The 14249-nt window shown below is 40.2% G+C and carries 24 protein-coding genes; all 24 read right to left on the bottom strand.

Going from position 1 to position 14249, the window contains the following annotated elements; all coding sequences use genetic code 11:
- Window positions 1–13 precede the first annotated feature (13 nt).
- The 24 genes from secY to fusA all read right to left on the bottom strand — a co-directional run bounded on the left by secY (window position 14) and on the right by fusA (window position 14237).
- Window positions 14–1297, bottom strand: a complete 1284-nt coding sequence (gene secY / locus KKF19_02220) for a preprotein translocase subunit SecY (GenBank protein ID MBU2579753.1) — start codon at window positions 1295–1297, stop codon at window positions 14–16.
- Window positions 1281–1796, bottom strand: a complete 516-nt coding sequence (locus tag KKF19_02215) for a 50S ribosomal protein L15 (protein MBU2579752.1) — start codon at window positions 1794–1796, stop codon at window positions 1281–1283. Before KKF19_02215 ends, secY begins: the two co-directional genes overlap by 17 nt.
- A gap of 2 nt (window positions 1797–1798) precedes the next feature.
- On the bottom strand, window positions 1799–2284 hold the full coding sequence (locus KKF19_02210) for a 30S ribosomal protein S5 (protein ID MBU2579751.1): 486 nt from the start codon (window positions 2282–2284) through the stop codon (window positions 1799–1801).
- A gap of 17 nt (window positions 2285–2301) precedes the next feature.
- Window positions 2302–2649, bottom strand: a complete 348-nt coding sequence (rplR, locus tag KKF19_02205) for a 50S ribosomal protein L18 (protein ID MBU2579750.1) — start codon at window positions 2647–2649, stop codon at window positions 2302–2304.
- Between the two features lie 2 nt (window positions 2650–2651).
- Window positions 2652–3194 carry a 50S ribosomal protein L6 gene (gene rplF / locus KKF19_02200; GenBank protein ID MBU2579749.1) on the bottom strand — a complete coding sequence of 181 codons (543 nt, stop codon included), beginning with the start codon at window positions 3192–3194 and terminating at the stop codon, window positions 2652–2654.
- A 25-nt stretch (window positions 3195–3219) separates the two neighbouring features.
- Entirely contained in the window at window positions 3220–3609 is a 390-nt protein-coding gene (gene rpsH / locus KKF19_02195; protein MBU2579748.1) for a 30S ribosomal protein S8, read from the bottom strand.
- A gap of 24 nt (window positions 3610–3633) precedes the next feature.
- Window positions 3634–3819, bottom strand: coding sequence for a type Z 30S ribosomal protein S14 (locus KKF19_02190; protein ID MBU2579747.1), 186 nt, complete (start codon window positions 3817–3819; stop codon window positions 3634–3636).
- A 10-nt stretch (window positions 3820–3829) separates the two neighbouring features.
- Window positions 3830–4384, bottom strand: a complete 555-nt coding sequence (gene rplE, locus KKF19_02185) for a 50S ribosomal protein L5 (GenBank protein ID MBU2579746.1) — start codon at window positions 4382–4384, stop codon at window positions 3830–3832.
- 13 nt (window positions 4385–4397) lie between these two features.
- Window positions 4398–4703 (bottom strand): 50S ribosomal protein L24, encoded by a 306-nt coding sequence (gene rplX, locus KKF19_02180; protein ID MBU2579745.1) that lies wholly within the window; start codon window positions 4701–4703, stop codon window positions 4398–4400.
- Window positions 4700–5065 (bottom strand): 50S ribosomal protein L14, encoded by a 366-nt coding sequence (rplN, locus tag KKF19_02175; protein ID MBU2579744.1) that lies wholly within the window; start codon window positions 5063–5065, stop codon window positions 4700–4702. Before rplN ends, rplX begins: the two co-directional genes overlap by 4 nt.
- Before the next feature lie 163 nt (window positions 5066–5228).
- Window positions 5229–5477, bottom strand: coding sequence for a 30S ribosomal protein S17 (gene rpsQ / locus KKF19_02170; protein ID MBU2579743.1), 249 nt, complete (start codon window positions 5475–5477; stop codon window positions 5229–5231).
- Window positions 5473–5664, bottom strand: a complete 192-nt coding sequence (gene rpmC, locus KKF19_02165; GenBank protein ID MBU2579742.1) for a 50S ribosomal protein L29 — start codon at window positions 5662–5664, stop codon at window positions 5473–5475. Before rpmC ends, rpsQ begins: the two co-directional genes overlap by 5 nt.
- A 1-nt stretch (window position 5665) precedes the next feature.
- Window positions 5666–6085 carry a 50S ribosomal protein L16 gene (rplP, locus tag KKF19_02160; protein ID MBU2579741.1) on the bottom strand — a complete coding sequence of 140 codons (420 nt, stop codon included), beginning with the start codon at window positions 6083–6085 and terminating at the stop codon, window positions 5666–5668.
- Window positions 6086–6088: 3 nt separating this feature from the next.
- A complete protein-coding gene (gene rpsC / locus KKF19_02155) occupies window positions 6089–6760 on the bottom strand; it encodes a 30S ribosomal protein S3 (protein MBU2579740.1) in 672 nt (223 codons plus the stop codon).
- 10 nt (window positions 6761–6770) lie between these two features.
- On the bottom strand, window positions 6771–7310 hold the full coding sequence (gene rplV / locus KKF19_02150; GenBank protein MBU2579739.1) for a 50S ribosomal protein L22: 540 nt from the start codon (window positions 7308–7310) through the stop codon (window positions 6771–6773).
- 2 nt (window positions 7311–7312) lie between these two features.
- Window positions 7313–7603: a 30S ribosomal protein S19 gene (gene rpsS / locus KKF19_02145; GenBank protein ID MBU2579738.1), complete on the bottom strand. Its 291-nt coding sequence runs from the start codon at window positions 7601–7603 to the stop codon at window positions 7313–7315.
- Between the two features lie 2 nt (window positions 7604–7605).
- A complete protein-coding gene (gene rplB / locus KKF19_02140) occupies window positions 7606–8445 on the bottom strand; it encodes a 50S ribosomal protein L2 (GenBank protein ID MBU2579737.1) in 840 nt (279 codons plus the stop codon).
- Window positions 8446–8458: 13 nt separating this feature from the next.
- Window positions 8459–8779, bottom strand: a complete 321-nt coding sequence (gene rplW / locus KKF19_02135; GenBank protein MBU2579736.1) for a 50S ribosomal protein L23 — start codon at window positions 8777–8779, stop codon at window positions 8459–8461.
- A gap of 6 nt (window positions 8780–8785) precedes the next feature.
- Window positions 8786–9436 (bottom strand): 50S ribosomal protein L4, encoded by a 651-nt coding sequence (gene rplD / locus KKF19_02130; protein MBU2579735.1) that lies wholly within the window; start codon window positions 9434–9436, stop codon window positions 8786–8788.
- Window position 9437: 1 nt separating this feature from the next.
- Window positions 9438–10067, bottom strand: a complete 630-nt coding sequence (gene rplC / locus KKF19_02125) for a 50S ribosomal protein L3 (GenBank protein MBU2579734.1) — start codon at window positions 10065–10067, stop codon at window positions 9438–9440.
- Window positions 10068–10191: 124 nt separating this feature from the next.
- Window positions 10192–10524, bottom strand: a complete 333-nt coding sequence (gene rpsJ / locus KKF19_02120; protein ID MBU2579733.1) for a 30S ribosomal protein S10 — start codon at window positions 10522–10524, stop codon at window positions 10192–10194.
- A 2-nt stretch (window positions 10525–10526) separates the two neighbouring features.
- Window positions 10527–11729 (bottom strand): elongation factor Tu, encoded by a 1203-nt coding sequence (gene tuf, locus KKF19_02115; protein ID MBU2579732.1) that lies wholly within the window; start codon window positions 11727–11729, stop codon window positions 10527–10529.
- 134 nt (window positions 11730–11863) lie between these two features.
- Window positions 11864–12109: a hypothetical protein gene (locus KKF19_02110; GenBank protein ID MBU2579731.1), complete on the bottom strand. Its 246-nt coding sequence runs from the start codon at window positions 12107–12109 to the stop codon at window positions 11864–11866.
- A gap of 7 nt (window positions 12110–12116) precedes the next feature.
- Window positions 12117–14237 carry an elongation factor G gene (gene fusA / locus KKF19_02105; GenBank protein ID MBU2579730.1) on the bottom strand — a complete coding sequence of 707 codons (2121 nt, stop codon included), beginning with the start codon at window positions 14235–14237 and terminating at the stop codon, window positions 12117–12119.
- Between the last annotated feature and the right edge of the window lie 12 nt (window positions 14238–14249).

Here is a 14249-nt window from a genome sequence, read left to right as displayed (position 1 = left end):
TTTTTGTCAATTTTTAAAATCCCTCGTAATCCCTCATTGTCAGTTGAGAATTGACTTGGCGGATTGTGTCTAAGACGACGGAAACGACAATCAGCAGGGCTGTTCCGCCAATGGCGAAACCGAAGGCGGTAATGCCTGTCGCGCCTTGAATGATTGACGGCAAAACGGCGATGAGACCCAAAGAAATGGCGCCAAAAAGAAGAACGCGGTTGAGGATAAAATAAAGAAAAGCGGCAGTCGGTTTGCCCGGTCTGATGCCTGGAATAAAACCGCCCATTTTTTGCAGATTATTAGAGACATTATTTGGGTCAAAAGTGACCGCCGTGTAAAAGTATGTGAACAAAACAACTAAAGCGAAATATGTAATTCCGTAAAACCACGGGTCTTCAAAAAGTCCGCTCACTATTTGCGAAATACGCGCAAGCCAGCCAATACTGGAAGCGCTCAAGAACCCGGCGACCATTCCAGGAAAAAGCATAATTGACAAGGCGAAAATAATTGGAATAACGCCCGCTGGATTAACATTTAATGGCAAATAGGTGGAAACGCCGCCATAGACCTTGTTGCCCCGAATTCGTTTTGCGTAAGAAACGGGAATATTGCGCCGCCCTTCGGTAATGACCACAACGGCGGCCGTAATAACTAAAGCAACAGCGAAAAAAGCAAGATAGGAAGGAATTTTAGAAACATCATAAGTAACCGCCAATTCTCTGATTGACATTGGAACGCTGGAAATAATTCCCGCAAAAATTAGCAAAGAAACTCCATTTCCAATCCCTTTTTCTGAAATCATCTCGCCCAGCCACATTAGAAATACCGCCCCCGCCGTAATAACAGTAATAGAAGTAATCCATTGCAAAGCCGACAAAGAATCAAGAATTCCCTGTCGACTTAAAAGCGTGAGCATTCCGTATGATTGAAGGACAGCCAAAGGAACCGTGAGCATTCTGCCGTACTGATTAAACTTCTGCCTGCCCGCTTCCCCTTCTTCTTTGTAAATCGCTTCCAACGAGGGGAAAATCATCGTTAATAATTGCATAATAATCGTCGCCGTGATGTACGGACCAAGCCCAAGCATGCTAATTGACAAATTACTCATCGCTCCGCCCGTGAAAATATTCAAAAGACCAAACAACTGATTATTTGAAAAAAACTGACTTAGTCGTTCTATGTCAATGCCTGGCACGGGAATGTTGGCAACGATGCGAAAAACAACCAAAATAAACAAGACGAACAAAATCTTTTGGCGCAAGTCCTTAATCTTGAAAATTTGGGTAATTTTATTTAGCCACTTCATCTGCTTCTTTAATTCCTAATTTCTCGCGCGCGCTTTTTGAAAAAACAACGCCGCTGAAAACAAGTTTTTTTCTTAATTTGCCAACACCTAAAATTTTAATCTTGGGAATTCTCCCTTGTATTCTGCGAATCAATCCTTTCTCAAGCAAGCTCTTTGGGGAAATAACTTCCTTTTCTTCCCAATGAAAAGAAGAGCCGTCTTTAGCGAAAAATTTCTTGTCAAAATCGCCCAAATTGAAAACGACCGGTTTAATCATTAATTTTAACCGCGACAGTTTAGATCCTTTTTTAAGCTCTGTTTTCCCAATTTGCCCTCTCTTTTTCGGCAATCTTTTCACTAGCGTCGTATCGCCCCCAGCAAAACCTGGACGCGGCTTCCCACCGGCTCTTGATTTTTGCCCTTTCATCCCGCGGCCTGAATAAGTTCCTTTTTTGCCTCCCCGACCAACTCGTTTGCGGGACTTTTTCCAAGAAGTAGATTTTAATTGATGTAGTCTCATATTTATTTCGCGCTAATTGCTCTCGCGCTCGCTTTCTTTGACCTTAATAAACTCAGTGCCTTAATAGTCGCTCTAGCGTTATTAAGTTTGTTTTTTGTTTTGCCTAAAATCTTCCCTGAAACATTCTCGATGCCGGCCAGTTCGCAAACCGCTCGCACCGCGCCGCCCGCGACAATTCCTTTTCCTTTTATGCCTGGCTTTAGCAAAACCTTAGCGCTGCAAAACTTCGCTTCTGTTTTATGAGGAATCGTTCCATCAACTAAAGGGATATTAATTAAACACTTTTCCGCTCCAGCCACCGCTTTCTCAACCGCGACCGCGACATCTTGCCCCTTGCTCACCCCAACGCCAACATTGCCCTTTCTGTCTCCAATCGCTACTACAGCACGAAACCTAAATCGCCGTCCGCCAGCAACTACTCTTACTACTCGCGCGACATCAAGCAATTTTTGTTCGTATTTAGATTGTTCTTTATTTTGATTGAACATAATTTATAATCTAAAATTTAGAATTTCAGTCCTCCTTCTCTTGCTCCTTCAGCCGCCGCCTTAACGCGACCATGATATTTATATCCGCCTCTGTCAAAAACAACTTTTTCAATTTTCTGTTCGTTCGCCTTTTTCGCAAGCGCGATTCCAGCTTCCTTAGCTGCCTCTATTTTCGTTTTCCCTTTTTTATTAATTTTTAAATCATTAAAACTCGCCATCGTTTTTCCCGTTTCGTCATTAATTAATTGAAGATTAATATATTTATTACTGCGAAAAACCGAAAGACGCGGACATTTTTCAATCCCGATCACCTTCCCTCTAACGCGCTTATGGCGCTTATTCCTTTGATCTTGTTTTGTCATAATATTTATTCTGAACCAGCCGCTTTTTTGCCTGACTTCCTTCTAATAACTTCATCTATATATCTAATCCCTTTACCTTTATATGGCTCTGGCTTTTTCTGATCTCTGATTTTAGCCGCTATTTGACCAACCGCTTGTTTGTCTATACCCGAAACAGTAATAATATTTTTTTCCACCTTAAATTCAATCTTTTCAGGCGCCTCTATTTTGACTGAATGAGACAAGCCCAAACTTAAAACAAGCGTCTTGCCTTCAAGAACAACCCGATAACCAACGCCGTTAATTTCCAATTGCTTTTCAAACCCTTCGCTTACGCCTTGAATCATGTTGGCGATCAAGCTTCTAATGAGACCCCACAAAGCGGACGCGTCCTTCCCTTTCCTTTTCGGCGTCACCAAAAGTTCCTTATCTTTAATAGATATCTCTAACTCAAGAGGAATCAATTGAGATAACTCTCCTTTACTCCCTTTAACGACAACTTCTCCTTTGTCAAATTTAACTTCTACATTTTCAGGGATAATAATTATTTTTTTTCCTATACGCGACATAATAATATAAAATTACTTCTATCCTTTACCAAATTTCGCAAATAACTTCTCCTCCAAACCCTTTCTTTCTCGCCTCCGCGCTAGTCATTAACCCTTTAGATGTGGATATGACAGCGAGTCCATAGCCATGTCTTACTGGCTTAATATCGCCTTTCTTGATATAAATCCTTTGCCCTTGCTTGCTGATTCTTTTTAATTCTCTAATAACTGATTGATTTTCTTCATACTTCAATACGATTTTAATTGTTTTATTTATTTTTTTACCTTGCGAAGACACCGCGCCGACAAACCCGGACTTTTCGAAAACTTGAGCAAGACTAAATTTAAGTTTTGAAAACGGGATAGAGACCGTCTTGTGAGAGACGGCTTGCGCGTTCCTTATTCTTGTTAACATATCTGAAATTGGATCTGTCATAATTTATAATTTCTAATTTCGATACTACCAACTACTCTTCTTAACTCCGGGAAGTTCTCCTTTACTGGCTAATTCCTTAAAACAAATACGGCAAATCCCGAATTTTCTGAAAAACGCTCTTTTCCTCCCGCAACGAAAACAGCGCCGAACTAAACGGGATGAAAATTTCAATTTTTTATTTGCTCTAGCAATAACTGATTTTTTAGCCATAGTATAGTTCTTATTCTTGCCTTATCAATCCTATAATAGGAAAGTCCAATAATTTAAATAATTCAATTCCTTCCTCTCGGTTTTTAGACGAAGTTACCACGGCAATCTCTAGCCCAAAAATGCTTTTCGCGCTTTCAGCCGAAATTTCTGGAAAAATGATTTGCTCTTTAATGCCAATATTTAAATTTCCTCCTTGGTCAATATTTTTTAGAAGCAGGCCCCGGAAATCTCTGCTTCGCGGCAAAACAATATCAACCAAACGATCTAAAAAGTCATACATTCGTCTGCCCCTTAAAGTTACGGCTATACCAACAATCATTCCTTTCCTCGTTTTAAATGTTGCTACCGCTTTTTTCGCTTGGCGAAAAGAAGGTTTTTGCCCAACAATTGACGCCAAATTATTGACAATTTCTTCTTGCGCCTTATCGTCTTTTTTGTCGGGGTTAAATCCTGTGTTAATAACCACCTTCTTGATTCTTGGCGCCGCCAAATCATTTTTATACCCAAATTTCTCTTTCAACGCGGGTAATGCCTTTTTTTGATATTTTTCTTTTAGTCCTGACATATTAGTAGTTAGTTTATACCTCTTGCCCGCATTTTTTGCAAGTTCTATTCTTTTCTTGCCCTGTAATTTTATATCCAATTCTCGTTGCTTGGTTGCATTTAGGACAAACAAACTTAAGATTTGAGCTATCAAGCGGTCTTGGAATTTCAACAATTTGCCCTTTCTCCCCTTGCTTTTGCGCGCGCCGATGCTTTTTGACTATATTAACCCCCTCTACCATCGCCTTATTTTGACGCGGAAAAGCCTCAAGAACTTTGCTTTTCTTGCCCTTGTCTTTCCCTGTAATAACTAAGACCGTATCGCCTTTTTTAATCTTCATAATACTTCTGGAGCTAATGAAACAATTTTGTCAAAGCCCCTCTCTTTTAATTCACGCGTAACTGGTCCAAAAATACGACCTCCTTTTGGATTTTTCCCGTCAACAATAACCGCCGCGTTTTCGTCAAAGCGAATATATGAACCATCCGCGCGGCGAAATTCCTTTTTTTGTCGGACAAGAACGGCTCTAACAACATCTTTCTTTTTGACCACCTTCCTAGGATCAGCCGTCTTAACGGCCGCGACAAAAACATCGCCAATTTGAGCGTATCGTCTGTGGCTTCCGCCTAATATCTTAAAACACTCTATTGTTTTAGCTCCAGAGTTATCCGCTACTTTTAATTTTGTGCCTGGCTGTATCATAAATAAAAATTTTCAATTTCTAATTTTCAATTTTCAAACAATTTCTTAATTTCTTAATTTTCAAAAATCTCAAATTTCTTTTCTTCTATTCTTTTTTTGTTTTTCTTATTTGAAAATTTAATCATTGAGAATTGTTTGGAAATTGAGAATTGAAAATTGGAAATTACTCTTTACTCTTTACTGTCCACTTTTTGTTTTTGCTAATCGGACGCGTTTCTTGGATAATGACCTTGTCTCCTTTTTTGTATTCATTTTTTTCGTCGTGCGCTTTGTACTTTTTGCTAACTTTATATCTTTTCTTGTATTTCGGATGCTCTTTATATCTGGTCACCAAAACCGTGATGGTTTTATCCATTTTATCACTTGCCACTATTCCCTTAAGAAAACGGCCCTTTTTTTCTTTTTCTTTAATCATTTTTTTTTGCTTGTAAAATAGTTAAAATTTTAGCAATATCTCTGCGCAATTCTCCAATCTGTCCGGCGTTTTTAATCTTTTTTGACGCCAAATCAAACTTAAACTGACCAAGTTTGCGACGGTCTTCGCTTAATAAATCTTTCAATTCTTTTTCTGTTTTTTGGCGCAACTCTTTAATTTTCATGTTAATCAATTAATTTCGTGATAAATTTCGTTTTCATTGGAAGCTTATGGCTGGCGCGACGCATCGCTTCTTTCGCCAAATCCTCCGGAACTCCATCCATTTCAAAAATAATTCTTCCCGGTTTAATCGGCATAACATAATGGTCAACGCTTCCTTTGCCGCCGCCCATAGGAACTTCTATCCCTTTTTGAGTTACCGGCTTATCGGGAAAAACTCTAATCCAAATCTTGCCACCCCTTTGAACATATCGTGTCATCGCTCTTCTTGCCGATTCAATTTGGCGGGCGCTCAACCAACATTCAGCCATTGCTTTAAGCCCATAAGAACCGAAAGACAACTTCGCTCCGCGAGTTTCTTTCCCTTTATTCCTTCTGCGGCCCTTTTGCCATTTCCTATGTTTTACTTTCTTTGGGGATAACATAAATCAATTAATATCTACAACTTTATCAAAAATCTCTCCCTTATAAATCCACACTTTTATTCCAATCGTTCCGTAGGTAGTGTAGGCGGTCGCTTCAGCATAGTCAATATTAGCGCGTAATGTTTGAAGAGGCATTCTTCCTTCTTTAATACATTCTTTCCTCGCGATTTCCGCTCCGTTAAGCCGCCCTTTCACTATAATTTTAGCTCCCAGCGCTTCCTTATTCGCCATAATCTTGCTCAAGGTCTGTTTCATCGTTCGGCGGAAAGGCATTCTTCTCTCTATTTGACCGGCTATTTCTTGAGCGACGATTCTCGCGCGGCTTGTTGGTTGTTTAACTTCCTCTATTTCTAAACGAATTTCTGTTTTAGATAATTCTGGTGTTTTTTTCTGAAGAAGTTTTCTAATTTCAAGTTTTAAATCCTCAACGCCGCTTCCGCCGCGTCCAATAACCAAGCCGGGACGAGCCGTTTTAACAATAATATTAATAAAATTAGCCGACCGTTCTATTTCGATAGAATCAACTCCGGCTTTTTCTAATTTTTTCGCGACAAAACCGCGCAGTTTAATATCCTGCTCTAATAACGCCCTATAATTCTTTTGATCAAACCAACGCGACCTCCAATCAGTGACCACGCCGATTCTAAATGAAAATGGATGAACTTTTCTTCCCATAGTGATTAATTTATATCTTCTTCCTTCTAAACATCTTTTTGCCCGCCCCCTCCGCTTGTTGACCAAAAATTCTTTTCTTTGAGCCTAAAGTTGTTGCATAAGGTTTTTCTGATTTGACTGATTTTGTTTTAAGAGATGGTTCTTTTTTTACTTTCGTTTCTTCTTGCGGTAAAATTTCAAATTTCTTTTCCGTTTTTTCTGGCTCGGCTTTCAAGATTCCCTTTTGTTCCAAAGACAAAATAATATGGCTGGTTCTTTTCATGATCCGTCCCGCCCTGCCCATCGCGCGCGGTCGCCATCGTTTCAGAGTTCGCCCCGCCTCAACAACGATACTCGCGATGTAAAGATTTTCTTTCGCTAAACCAGCGTTCTGCTTAGCGTTAGCAATCGCTGAATTTAAAAGTTTTAAAATTGGAACAGACGCTTTTTTGGTTGAAAATCTCAACTGCTTTTCTGCTTCCATAACCATCATTCCTCTAATCAAATCAGCGACCAACCTAACTTTTCTGGGAGATGTTCTTAAATTGTTTAATTTGGCGGTAATCATAATTATTATTTACGCGCGGCCGTTTCTTGTTCTTTTTGCATTTTGCCGCCATGTTTAACAAATTTCCTTGTCAAAGAAAATTCTCCTAATTTATGCCCAACCATATCTTCGGTAATGAAAACAGGAATGTGATCTTTGCCATTATGAACTCCAAAAGTAAAACCTACCATTTCGGGAGCAATAACACAAGCGCGAGACCATGTTTTAATAATGGTCTTATCGCCCAGCTTTAACTTTGATATTTTTTTCAATAGTTTTGGGTCAATGAATGGACCTTTTTTAAGTGATCTGCTCATAGTTATTTCCTTTTCTTTTTAACTCTTTTCTTGATAATTAATTTATCGCTGTGTTTCTTTTTTCTCGTCTTGACTCCATAAGCCAACTTACCCCAAGGCGTTTTCGGACCTCTTCTTAATCCAATTGACTGTCTGTTTTCTCCACCGCCATGAGGATGATCGCAGGGATTCATCGCTGAACCGCGCACCGTGGGTCGTTTACCCATCCAGCGGCTTCTTCCTGCTTTGCCGATCACAACCATATTATGCTCGAAATTGCTCAACTGCCCCAAACTCGCCATGCAGTTTTCCCTGATCATTCTCACTTCCCCTGAAGGAAGTTTAAGATGGATAAAACCGCCGTCGCGCGACATAACTTGAGCCGACGAGCCAGCCGAACGAACTATCTGTCCACCTTTTTTCGGTGTCAATTCAACATTATACACTTGGCTTCCCGGGATAATATTCTTTAATTCCATTCTATTGCCAATAGCAACAAGAGCCTTTTCCTGACAGATAATCTCATCGCCAACCTTGAGTCCTTCTGGAGACAAGACATATCTTTTCTCGCCATCTTTGTAATACAAAAGAGCGATAAAACAACTTCTATTGGGATCATATTCAATCGCCGCCACCTTTGCTGGAATATCTATCTTATCAGAGCGATTAAAATCAATCAAGCGATATTTTTTCTTATGACCGCCGCCCTGGTGCCGAACCGTAATACGACCGAGATTACCTCGACCTGCTTTTTGAACCAACTTTTTAGTTAGTTTTTTTTCCGGTTTTGCTTTAGTCAGAACGGAATAATCCACCACGGTCATTCCTCTCCTGCCCGGCGATGTTGGTTTATACTTTTTCATATATACAAATTAATTATCCTACAATTTCTATCTTTTCTCCTTTTTTGAGAGTTACAATCGCTTTTTTAAACCCCTTTTTAAGTCCACCCCGCCATCCCTCGCTTCTACCAACGCGTCTCTTTTTTGGCGCGGAATGAATAATATTAACCTTTTCCACCTTCGTTCCATAAAGGGCTTCAACCGCTTTCTTAACTTCGCTTTTATTCGCTTTTGGATAAATTTTAAAAGCATACTTGTTTTGCTCGCCCAAATAACTTGCTTTTTCGGTAATGTGCGGTTCTTTGATAACTCTATAGGCGGAGACGACTTTTTTAATTTTATTTAATGATGACATGAATTTTTATTGCTTGATATAAAATTTCTGGATTACTTTGATTGATTCCTTAGGCATAAGCAAATAATGATAATTTAAAATATCGTAAATATTTAAACTATCCGCTTGAATTGTTTTGATTTTTGGAAGATTGCGAGACGCCGTGATGATTTTTTGATCAACCGCCGGCAAAACAATCAAAACCCCCTTGTCTATATCTTTTTTAGCCCCATTTTTTAATTTATTTAAAATTTCTGCCATTTTTTTCGTCTTGGCTTCGGTTAAATCCAATTTATCCAATAAAATTATCTCCTCATCTTTTACTTTAGAGGATAAAGCCATTAATAATGACTTTTGCTTCATTTTTTTATTAATTTTTTGGGTAAAGACCCTTTCATTTGTCGGTCCAAAAGTCACACCTCCGCCTTTCCAAATCGGCGAACGGTTTGAACCATGCCTGGCTCGGCCAGTTCCTTTTTGCCGCCACGGCTTCTTTCCTCCTCCGCTCACTTCGCTTCTGTCTTTCGTGTGCGCTATTGACTCTCTGGCGTTCGCTCTTTGCGCGTTAACCGCTTGGCAAATCAAATCTTGATTAATTTCCAAACCAAAAACATCGGCCGGCAAATTAACCTTCCCAACTTCCTCGCCTTCTTGATTGTAGACTATTTCTTTTAGCATTTTAAGAAATTATTATCTCCCCCGGACCGACTATTTCCAAAATTGTTCCTTTTTTGCCTGGGACCGCTCCTTTAATAGCGATGATTCCATTCTCCGTATCTATTTTGGCTATTTCCAAGCCTCTAACAGAGACCCTTTCGTCTCCCATTTTTCCAGCCATCCTCATACCCTTAAAAACTCTTTGCGGCCAACCAGAACCTATTGAACCCGGCGCTCTTAAGCAGTGCTTCGTTCCGTGAGAAGCGGGCATTCCCGCGAATCCATGCCTTTTAACCACACCCTGAAATCCTTTTCCCTTTGAAATACCAGAGACCTTAACTTTATCGCCTTCATTAAAAACAGAAATATTGATTTCGTCTCCGACTTTCAGGTCAATCTCTTTAAACTCCTTAAAGCCGCTAAAATTATTTTCCAAGTTCGCTTTTTTAATGTGCCCCTTTTGCGGTTTTTTAACCTTTCTTTCTTTAATTTCTCCGAACCCAACTTGAACGGACTGATAACCGTCTTTTTCTTTTGTTTTCGCCTGGACGACATAACAAGAAAGCGCCTCAACTAATGTGACAGGTATAACCTTTCCATCCTCGCCAAAGAATTGGCTCATTCCTAATTTTTTTCCTAAAATAAATTTCATATTGGCAAACAAAAACCGGGAATAGTCCCGGTTTGAGATGACTAAATTCGTTGAGATAAGATAATTTTAATAAATAAAAAGAAAAATACGCGTCATAAATTAGTTTTCGCTTACAACTAAAAAACTAAATCATTTTTATTTCAATATCAACGCCAGCAGGTAAACTTAATTCCATTAGCGCGTCAATCACTTTGTGCTCCGGATTAACAATATCAATCAGCCGCTTATGAATTCTCATTTCATATTGTTCCCGCGCGTCTTTGTTGACAAAAGGCGAGCGATTAACCGTATATTTATGAAATTCGGTCGGCAAAGGAACTGGTCCGCATATTTCAGCATCGTATCGTTGGACAACTTCAAGAATCTGCTTGACTGATTGGTCAATAAGCTTGTGGTCATACGCTTGAATTCTAATGCGAATTTTTTGTTTTGCTTCCGTTTCTTTTTTTTGCGCCATTGCTATTTGATAATTTTCGTCACTACGCCCGCTCCAACTGTTCGTCCTCCTTCTCTAATGGCAAACCTTTGCTTCTCCGCTAATGCGACCGGGGAGACCAATTTAACATTCAAATTCGCTGTATCTCCCGGCATAATCATTTCTGTCCCTTTTGGTAGAGTAACATCGCCCGTCACATCGGTTGTTCTAATATAGAACTGTGGCTTATATCCATTAAAGAAAGGTGTGTGTCTTCCGCCTTCCTCTTTGCTTAAAACATAAATTTCCCCTTCAAATTCCTGATGAGGAGTGATTGATCCGGGCTTGGCTAAGACCTGACCTCGGGTGATTTCTTCTCTTTTTGTGCCTCTTAATAAAACACCCATATTATCACCCGCTCTACCCTCGTCAAGTGATTTGTTAAACATTTCAATACCTGTAACAGTTGTTTTCTTTGTGTCTGTTAAACCAATTATTTCAACTTCATCGCCTACTTTAACAATACCTCTTTCGGCTCTTCCTGTCGCCACCGTTCCGCGACCTTCAATTGAGAAAACATCCTCAACGGGCAACAAAAACGGCTCCTCTGTCGCGCGAACTGGCTCGGGAATATCGGAGTCAACTTTGCTCATTAATTCCAAAATCGGACCACATTTATCACAATCTGTCTTGCCGCATCCGCATTCCAACGCTTGTAAGGCCGAACCGCGAACAATAGAGATTTTGTCTCCGTCATACTCATATTTACTCAAAAGCTCTCTAATCTCCTGCTCAACTAAATCAACTAATTCTGGATCATCGGCTTGGTCAATTTTATTTAAAAAGACAACTAAGGCGGGTAAACCAACTTGGCGAGCCAAAAGAATATGCTCGCGCGTTTGAGGCATCGCGCCATCAGGAGCCGAAACGACTAAAATACCGCCGTCCATTTGCGCGGCGCCGGTAATCATATTTTTAATGTAGTCAGCGTGTCCCGGACAATCAATATGAGCGTAATGCCTATTCGCCGTCTCATACTCAACATGTGTCACAGAAATAGTCAGACCGCGCTCTCTTTCTTCGGGAGCGTTGTCAATGTCTGAAACATCTCTGTCTTGCGCGACAAAACCGGCCCCTTTGAGGCATTTTAAAATAGCCGCCGTCAAAGTGGTTTTGCCATGGTCAACATGACCAATCGTACCGACATTAAGATGAGGCTTAGTCCTCTCAAATTTTTCTGCCATAATAATTGCGGTGAACAACGAACAAAGAACAGCGAGCAATAACGCGCTATTCAAAATTCTCTATCCACTTATATTAAATTTATTTTAATTCTACTTATAAAAATAATCTTACACAAAAAACAAACAATAGTCAATAGTTAGAACGGCAAATCCTCTATTTTGACTTCCTGATTGACTGGATTGCTGTTTTCCTCAACGACATTATTTGCCAAAACATCTTCTTCCTGAAAGACCTCTTTTTCATTTTCCCATTCAGTAAGTGTTTGGTTCGCCTCTTCCACCCCATTATCAAGTATTGTCACAAGATAAGTCGGCTCCCCTTCTTTCATAATAATACACTTTCCTCCTTCTTGTTGTAATATTTTCTTAATTTTTTCCCACATAGTTTTTTTATTTATTATCTCCAACGATCGCTTCAACGACGCTTTTAGGCGCTTCCATGTAATTCTCAAACTCCATATTAAAGGTAGCGCGTCCTTGTGTCAACGACCTAACTTGCGTCGCATAGCCAAACATATTTGCCAAAGGAATTTTAGCGCTAATCACCTTAACTTTGCTCGCGCCTTCGCCTCGATCTTCCATTGTTTCAATCTTGCCTCGCTTGGAACTTAAGTCACCAATAACATCGCCCATAAATTGTTCTGGCGTGACCACTTCTAATTTCATAATCGGTTCCAATAAAATCAAATTGGCTTCTTTCGCCGCCGCCTGCAAAGCGATTGAGCCGGCGATTTTAAAGGCCATTTCCGAGGAGTCAACATCGTGGTAAGAGCCATCATAAAGAGTGACTTTAACATCGACTAAAGGATAGCCCGCCAAAACACCCTTATCCATCGCTTCTTTAATTCCTTTTTCAGTCGCGGGAATATATTCTTGCGGGATAACTCCTCCTTTAATTTCATCAACAAATTCGAAACCCTTGCCTTGTTCTTGCGGTTCAATTCTAATTAAAACATGTCCGTACTGGCCGCGTCCGCCCGTTTGGCGAACATATTTCCCTTCCGCTTTGGCAGGTTTTTTGACTGTTTCTTTGTACGCAACCTGCGGTTGCCCGACATTCGCGTCAACGCCAAATTCTCGCATCATTCTATCAACAAGAACTTCTAAATGTAATTCACCCATTCCTGAAATAATTGTCTGTCCTGTCTCAATATCGCCCTTAATTCTGAAAGTCGGATCTTCATCGGCTAATTTCTTCAATGCAAAGCCCATCTTTTCTTGGTCTGCTTTAGTCTTTGGTTCAATCGCGATAGAAATAACTGGTTCAGGGAAAGTAATTTTCTCCAAAACAATTGGGTGGTCGGGATCAGTCAAAGTATCGCCCGTGGTCGTGCTTTTCAACCCAACAACAGCAGCAATGCCACCAGCGTAAACTTCTTTAACCTCTTCTCTTTTATTGGAATGCATCATTAAAATCCGCCCAATTCTTTCTTTTTTGTCTGTAATTGAATTAAGAACATACGAACCGCTCGTTAAAATACCCGAATAGACGCGGACATAAGCCAACTGTCCAACAAACGGATCAGTCGCCATCTTAAAAGCCAAAGCGGCAAATGGCTCCTCGTCTTTGTTCTCTCGGGTCATCATTTTTTCTTCGTCCCTCATATCAAACCCTTCAACCGGCGGCAAATCAGCCGGAGACGGCAAGTAATCAACAACCGCGTCAAGTAAAAGTTGAACCCCCTTATTCTTCAAAGCCGAACCGCAAAAAACAGGAACTAATTTATATCCAATAACCGCCTTCCGTAAAACGCGTCTTAAATCATCTTCTCCAATTTCTTCTCCGCCTAAATACTTTTCCATTAAAGCGTCTTCTTGCTCAACAATTTTTTCAACCATTTTGTTTCTGTATTCCGCGCTTTTCTCTTTCAAGTCCTCTGGAATTTCTTCTTCAGTCACTTCCTCTCCGCTCTTGCCGACGAACTTAAACGCCTTCATTTTAATTAAATCAATCACGCCCTCAAGATTTTCCTCGGAACCAATAGGAAGTTGCATCGCAATCGCGTGAGGCGTAAGCCGCTCCCAAATCGAGCGCAAACTCGTTTCAAAATTCCCTCCCATTCTATCAAGTTTATTAACAAAACAAATTCGCGGCACATTAAATTTGTCCGCTTGCCGCCAAACGGTTTCTGACTGCGGCTCAACTCCAGCTACTCCATCAAAAACAACCACCGCCCCGTCAAGAACTCTTAAAGAACGCTGGACTTCAACGGTAAAATCAATGTGTCCGGGAGTATCAATGATATTAATTTGATATTTATTTTTCTTTTCTCCGCCAGCAAAATATTCTCTCGGATTCCAAAAACAAGTCGTTGCCGCCGAAGTAATCGTAATTCCTCTTTCTCTTTCTTGCTCCATCCAGTCCATAATCGCTTCGCCTTCGTGAACCTCTCCAATTTTATGAGAAATTCCAGTATAAAAAAGAATCCGTTCGGATACGGTCGTTTTCCCGGCGTCGATATGGGCAATAATGCCAATATCTCTAACTTTTTCAATTGGATACTCTCGCATAAAAATAAATCA

Source organism: Patescibacteria group bacterium (assembly GCA_018830295.1).
Taxonomy (GTDB): Bacteria; Patescibacteriota; Minisyncoccia; order Portnoybacterales; family UBA2143; genus JAHJSM01.
The sequence above is the reverse complement of the archived record's forward strand: the minus strand, read 5'-3'. Positions and strand labels throughout refer to the sequence as shown.

Coding starts and splice junctions, on each gene's coding strand:
- rplB (MBU2579737.1), bottom strand. CDS start 8,445: ATGAAAAAGTATAAACCAACATCGCCGGGCAGGAGAGGAATGACCGTG.
- rpsJ (MBU2579733.1), bottom strand. CDS start 10,524: ATGGCGCAAAAAAAAGAAACGGAAGCAAAACAAAAAATTCGCATTAGA.
- rplE (MBU2579746.1), bottom strand. CDS start 4,384: ATGTCAGGACTAAAAGAAAAATATCAAAAAAAGGCATTACCCGCGTTG.
- KKF19_02190 (MBU2579747.1), bottom strand. CDS start 3,819: ATGGCTAAAAAATCAGTTATTGCTAGAGCAAATAAAAAATTGAAATTT.
- rpsC (MBU2579740.1), bottom strand. CDS start 6,760: ATGGGAAGAAAAGTTCATCCATTTTCATTTAGAATCGGCGTGGTCACT.
- rplP (MBU2579741.1), bottom strand. CDS start 6,085: ATGTTATCCCCAAAGAAAGTAAAACATAGGAAATGGCAAAAGGGCCGC.
- rplN (MBU2579744.1), bottom strand. CDS start 5,065: ATGATACAGCCAGGCACAAAATTAAAAGTAGCGGATAACTCTGGAGCT.
- rpsH (MBU2579748.1), bottom strand. CDS start 3,609: ATGACAGATCCAATTTCAGATATGTTAACAAGAATAAGGAACGCGCAA.
- rplC (MBU2579734.1), bottom strand. CDS start 10,067: ATGAAATTTATTTTAGGAAAAAAATTAGGAATGAGCCAATTCTTTGGC.
- rplD (MBU2579735.1), bottom strand. CDS start 9,436: ATGCTAAAAGAAATAGTCTACAATCAAGAAGGCGAGGAAGTTGGGAAG.
- rpsS (MBU2579738.1), bottom strand. CDS start 7,603: ATGAGCAGATCACTTAAAAAAGGTCCATTCATTGACCCAAAACTATTG.
- KKF19_02210 (MBU2579751.1), bottom strand. CDS start 2,284: ATGTTCAATCAAAATAAAGAACAATCTAAATACGAACAAAAATTGCTT.
- KKF19_02215 (MBU2579752.1), bottom strand. CDS start 1,796: ATGAGACTACATCAATTAAAATCTACTTCTTGGAAAAAGTCCCGCAAA.
- KKF19_02110 (MBU2579731.1), bottom strand. CDS start 12,109: ATGTGGGAAAAAATTAAGAAAATATTACAACAAGAAGGAGGAAAGTGT.
- rpmC (MBU2579742.1), bottom strand. CDS start 5,664: ATGAAAATTAAAGAGTTGCGCCAAAAAACAGAAAAAGAATTGAAAGAT.
- rplF (MBU2579749.1), bottom strand. CDS start 3,194: ATGTCGCGTATAGGAAAAAAAATAATTATTATCCCTGAAAATGTAGAA.
- rplX (MBU2579745.1), bottom strand. CDS start 4,703: ATGAAGATTAAAAAAGGCGATACGGTCTTAGTTATTACAGGGAAAGAC.
- rplW (MBU2579736.1), bottom strand. CDS start 8,779: ATGTCATCATTAAATAAAATTAAAAAAGTCGTCTCCGCCTATAGAGTT.
- fusA (MBU2579730.1), bottom strand. CDS start 14,237: ATGCGAGAGTATCCAATTGAAAAAGTTAGAGATATTGGCATTATTGCC.
- secY (MBU2579753.1), bottom strand. CDS start 1,297: ATGAAGTGGCTAAATAAAATTACCCAAATTTTCAAGATTAAGGACTTG.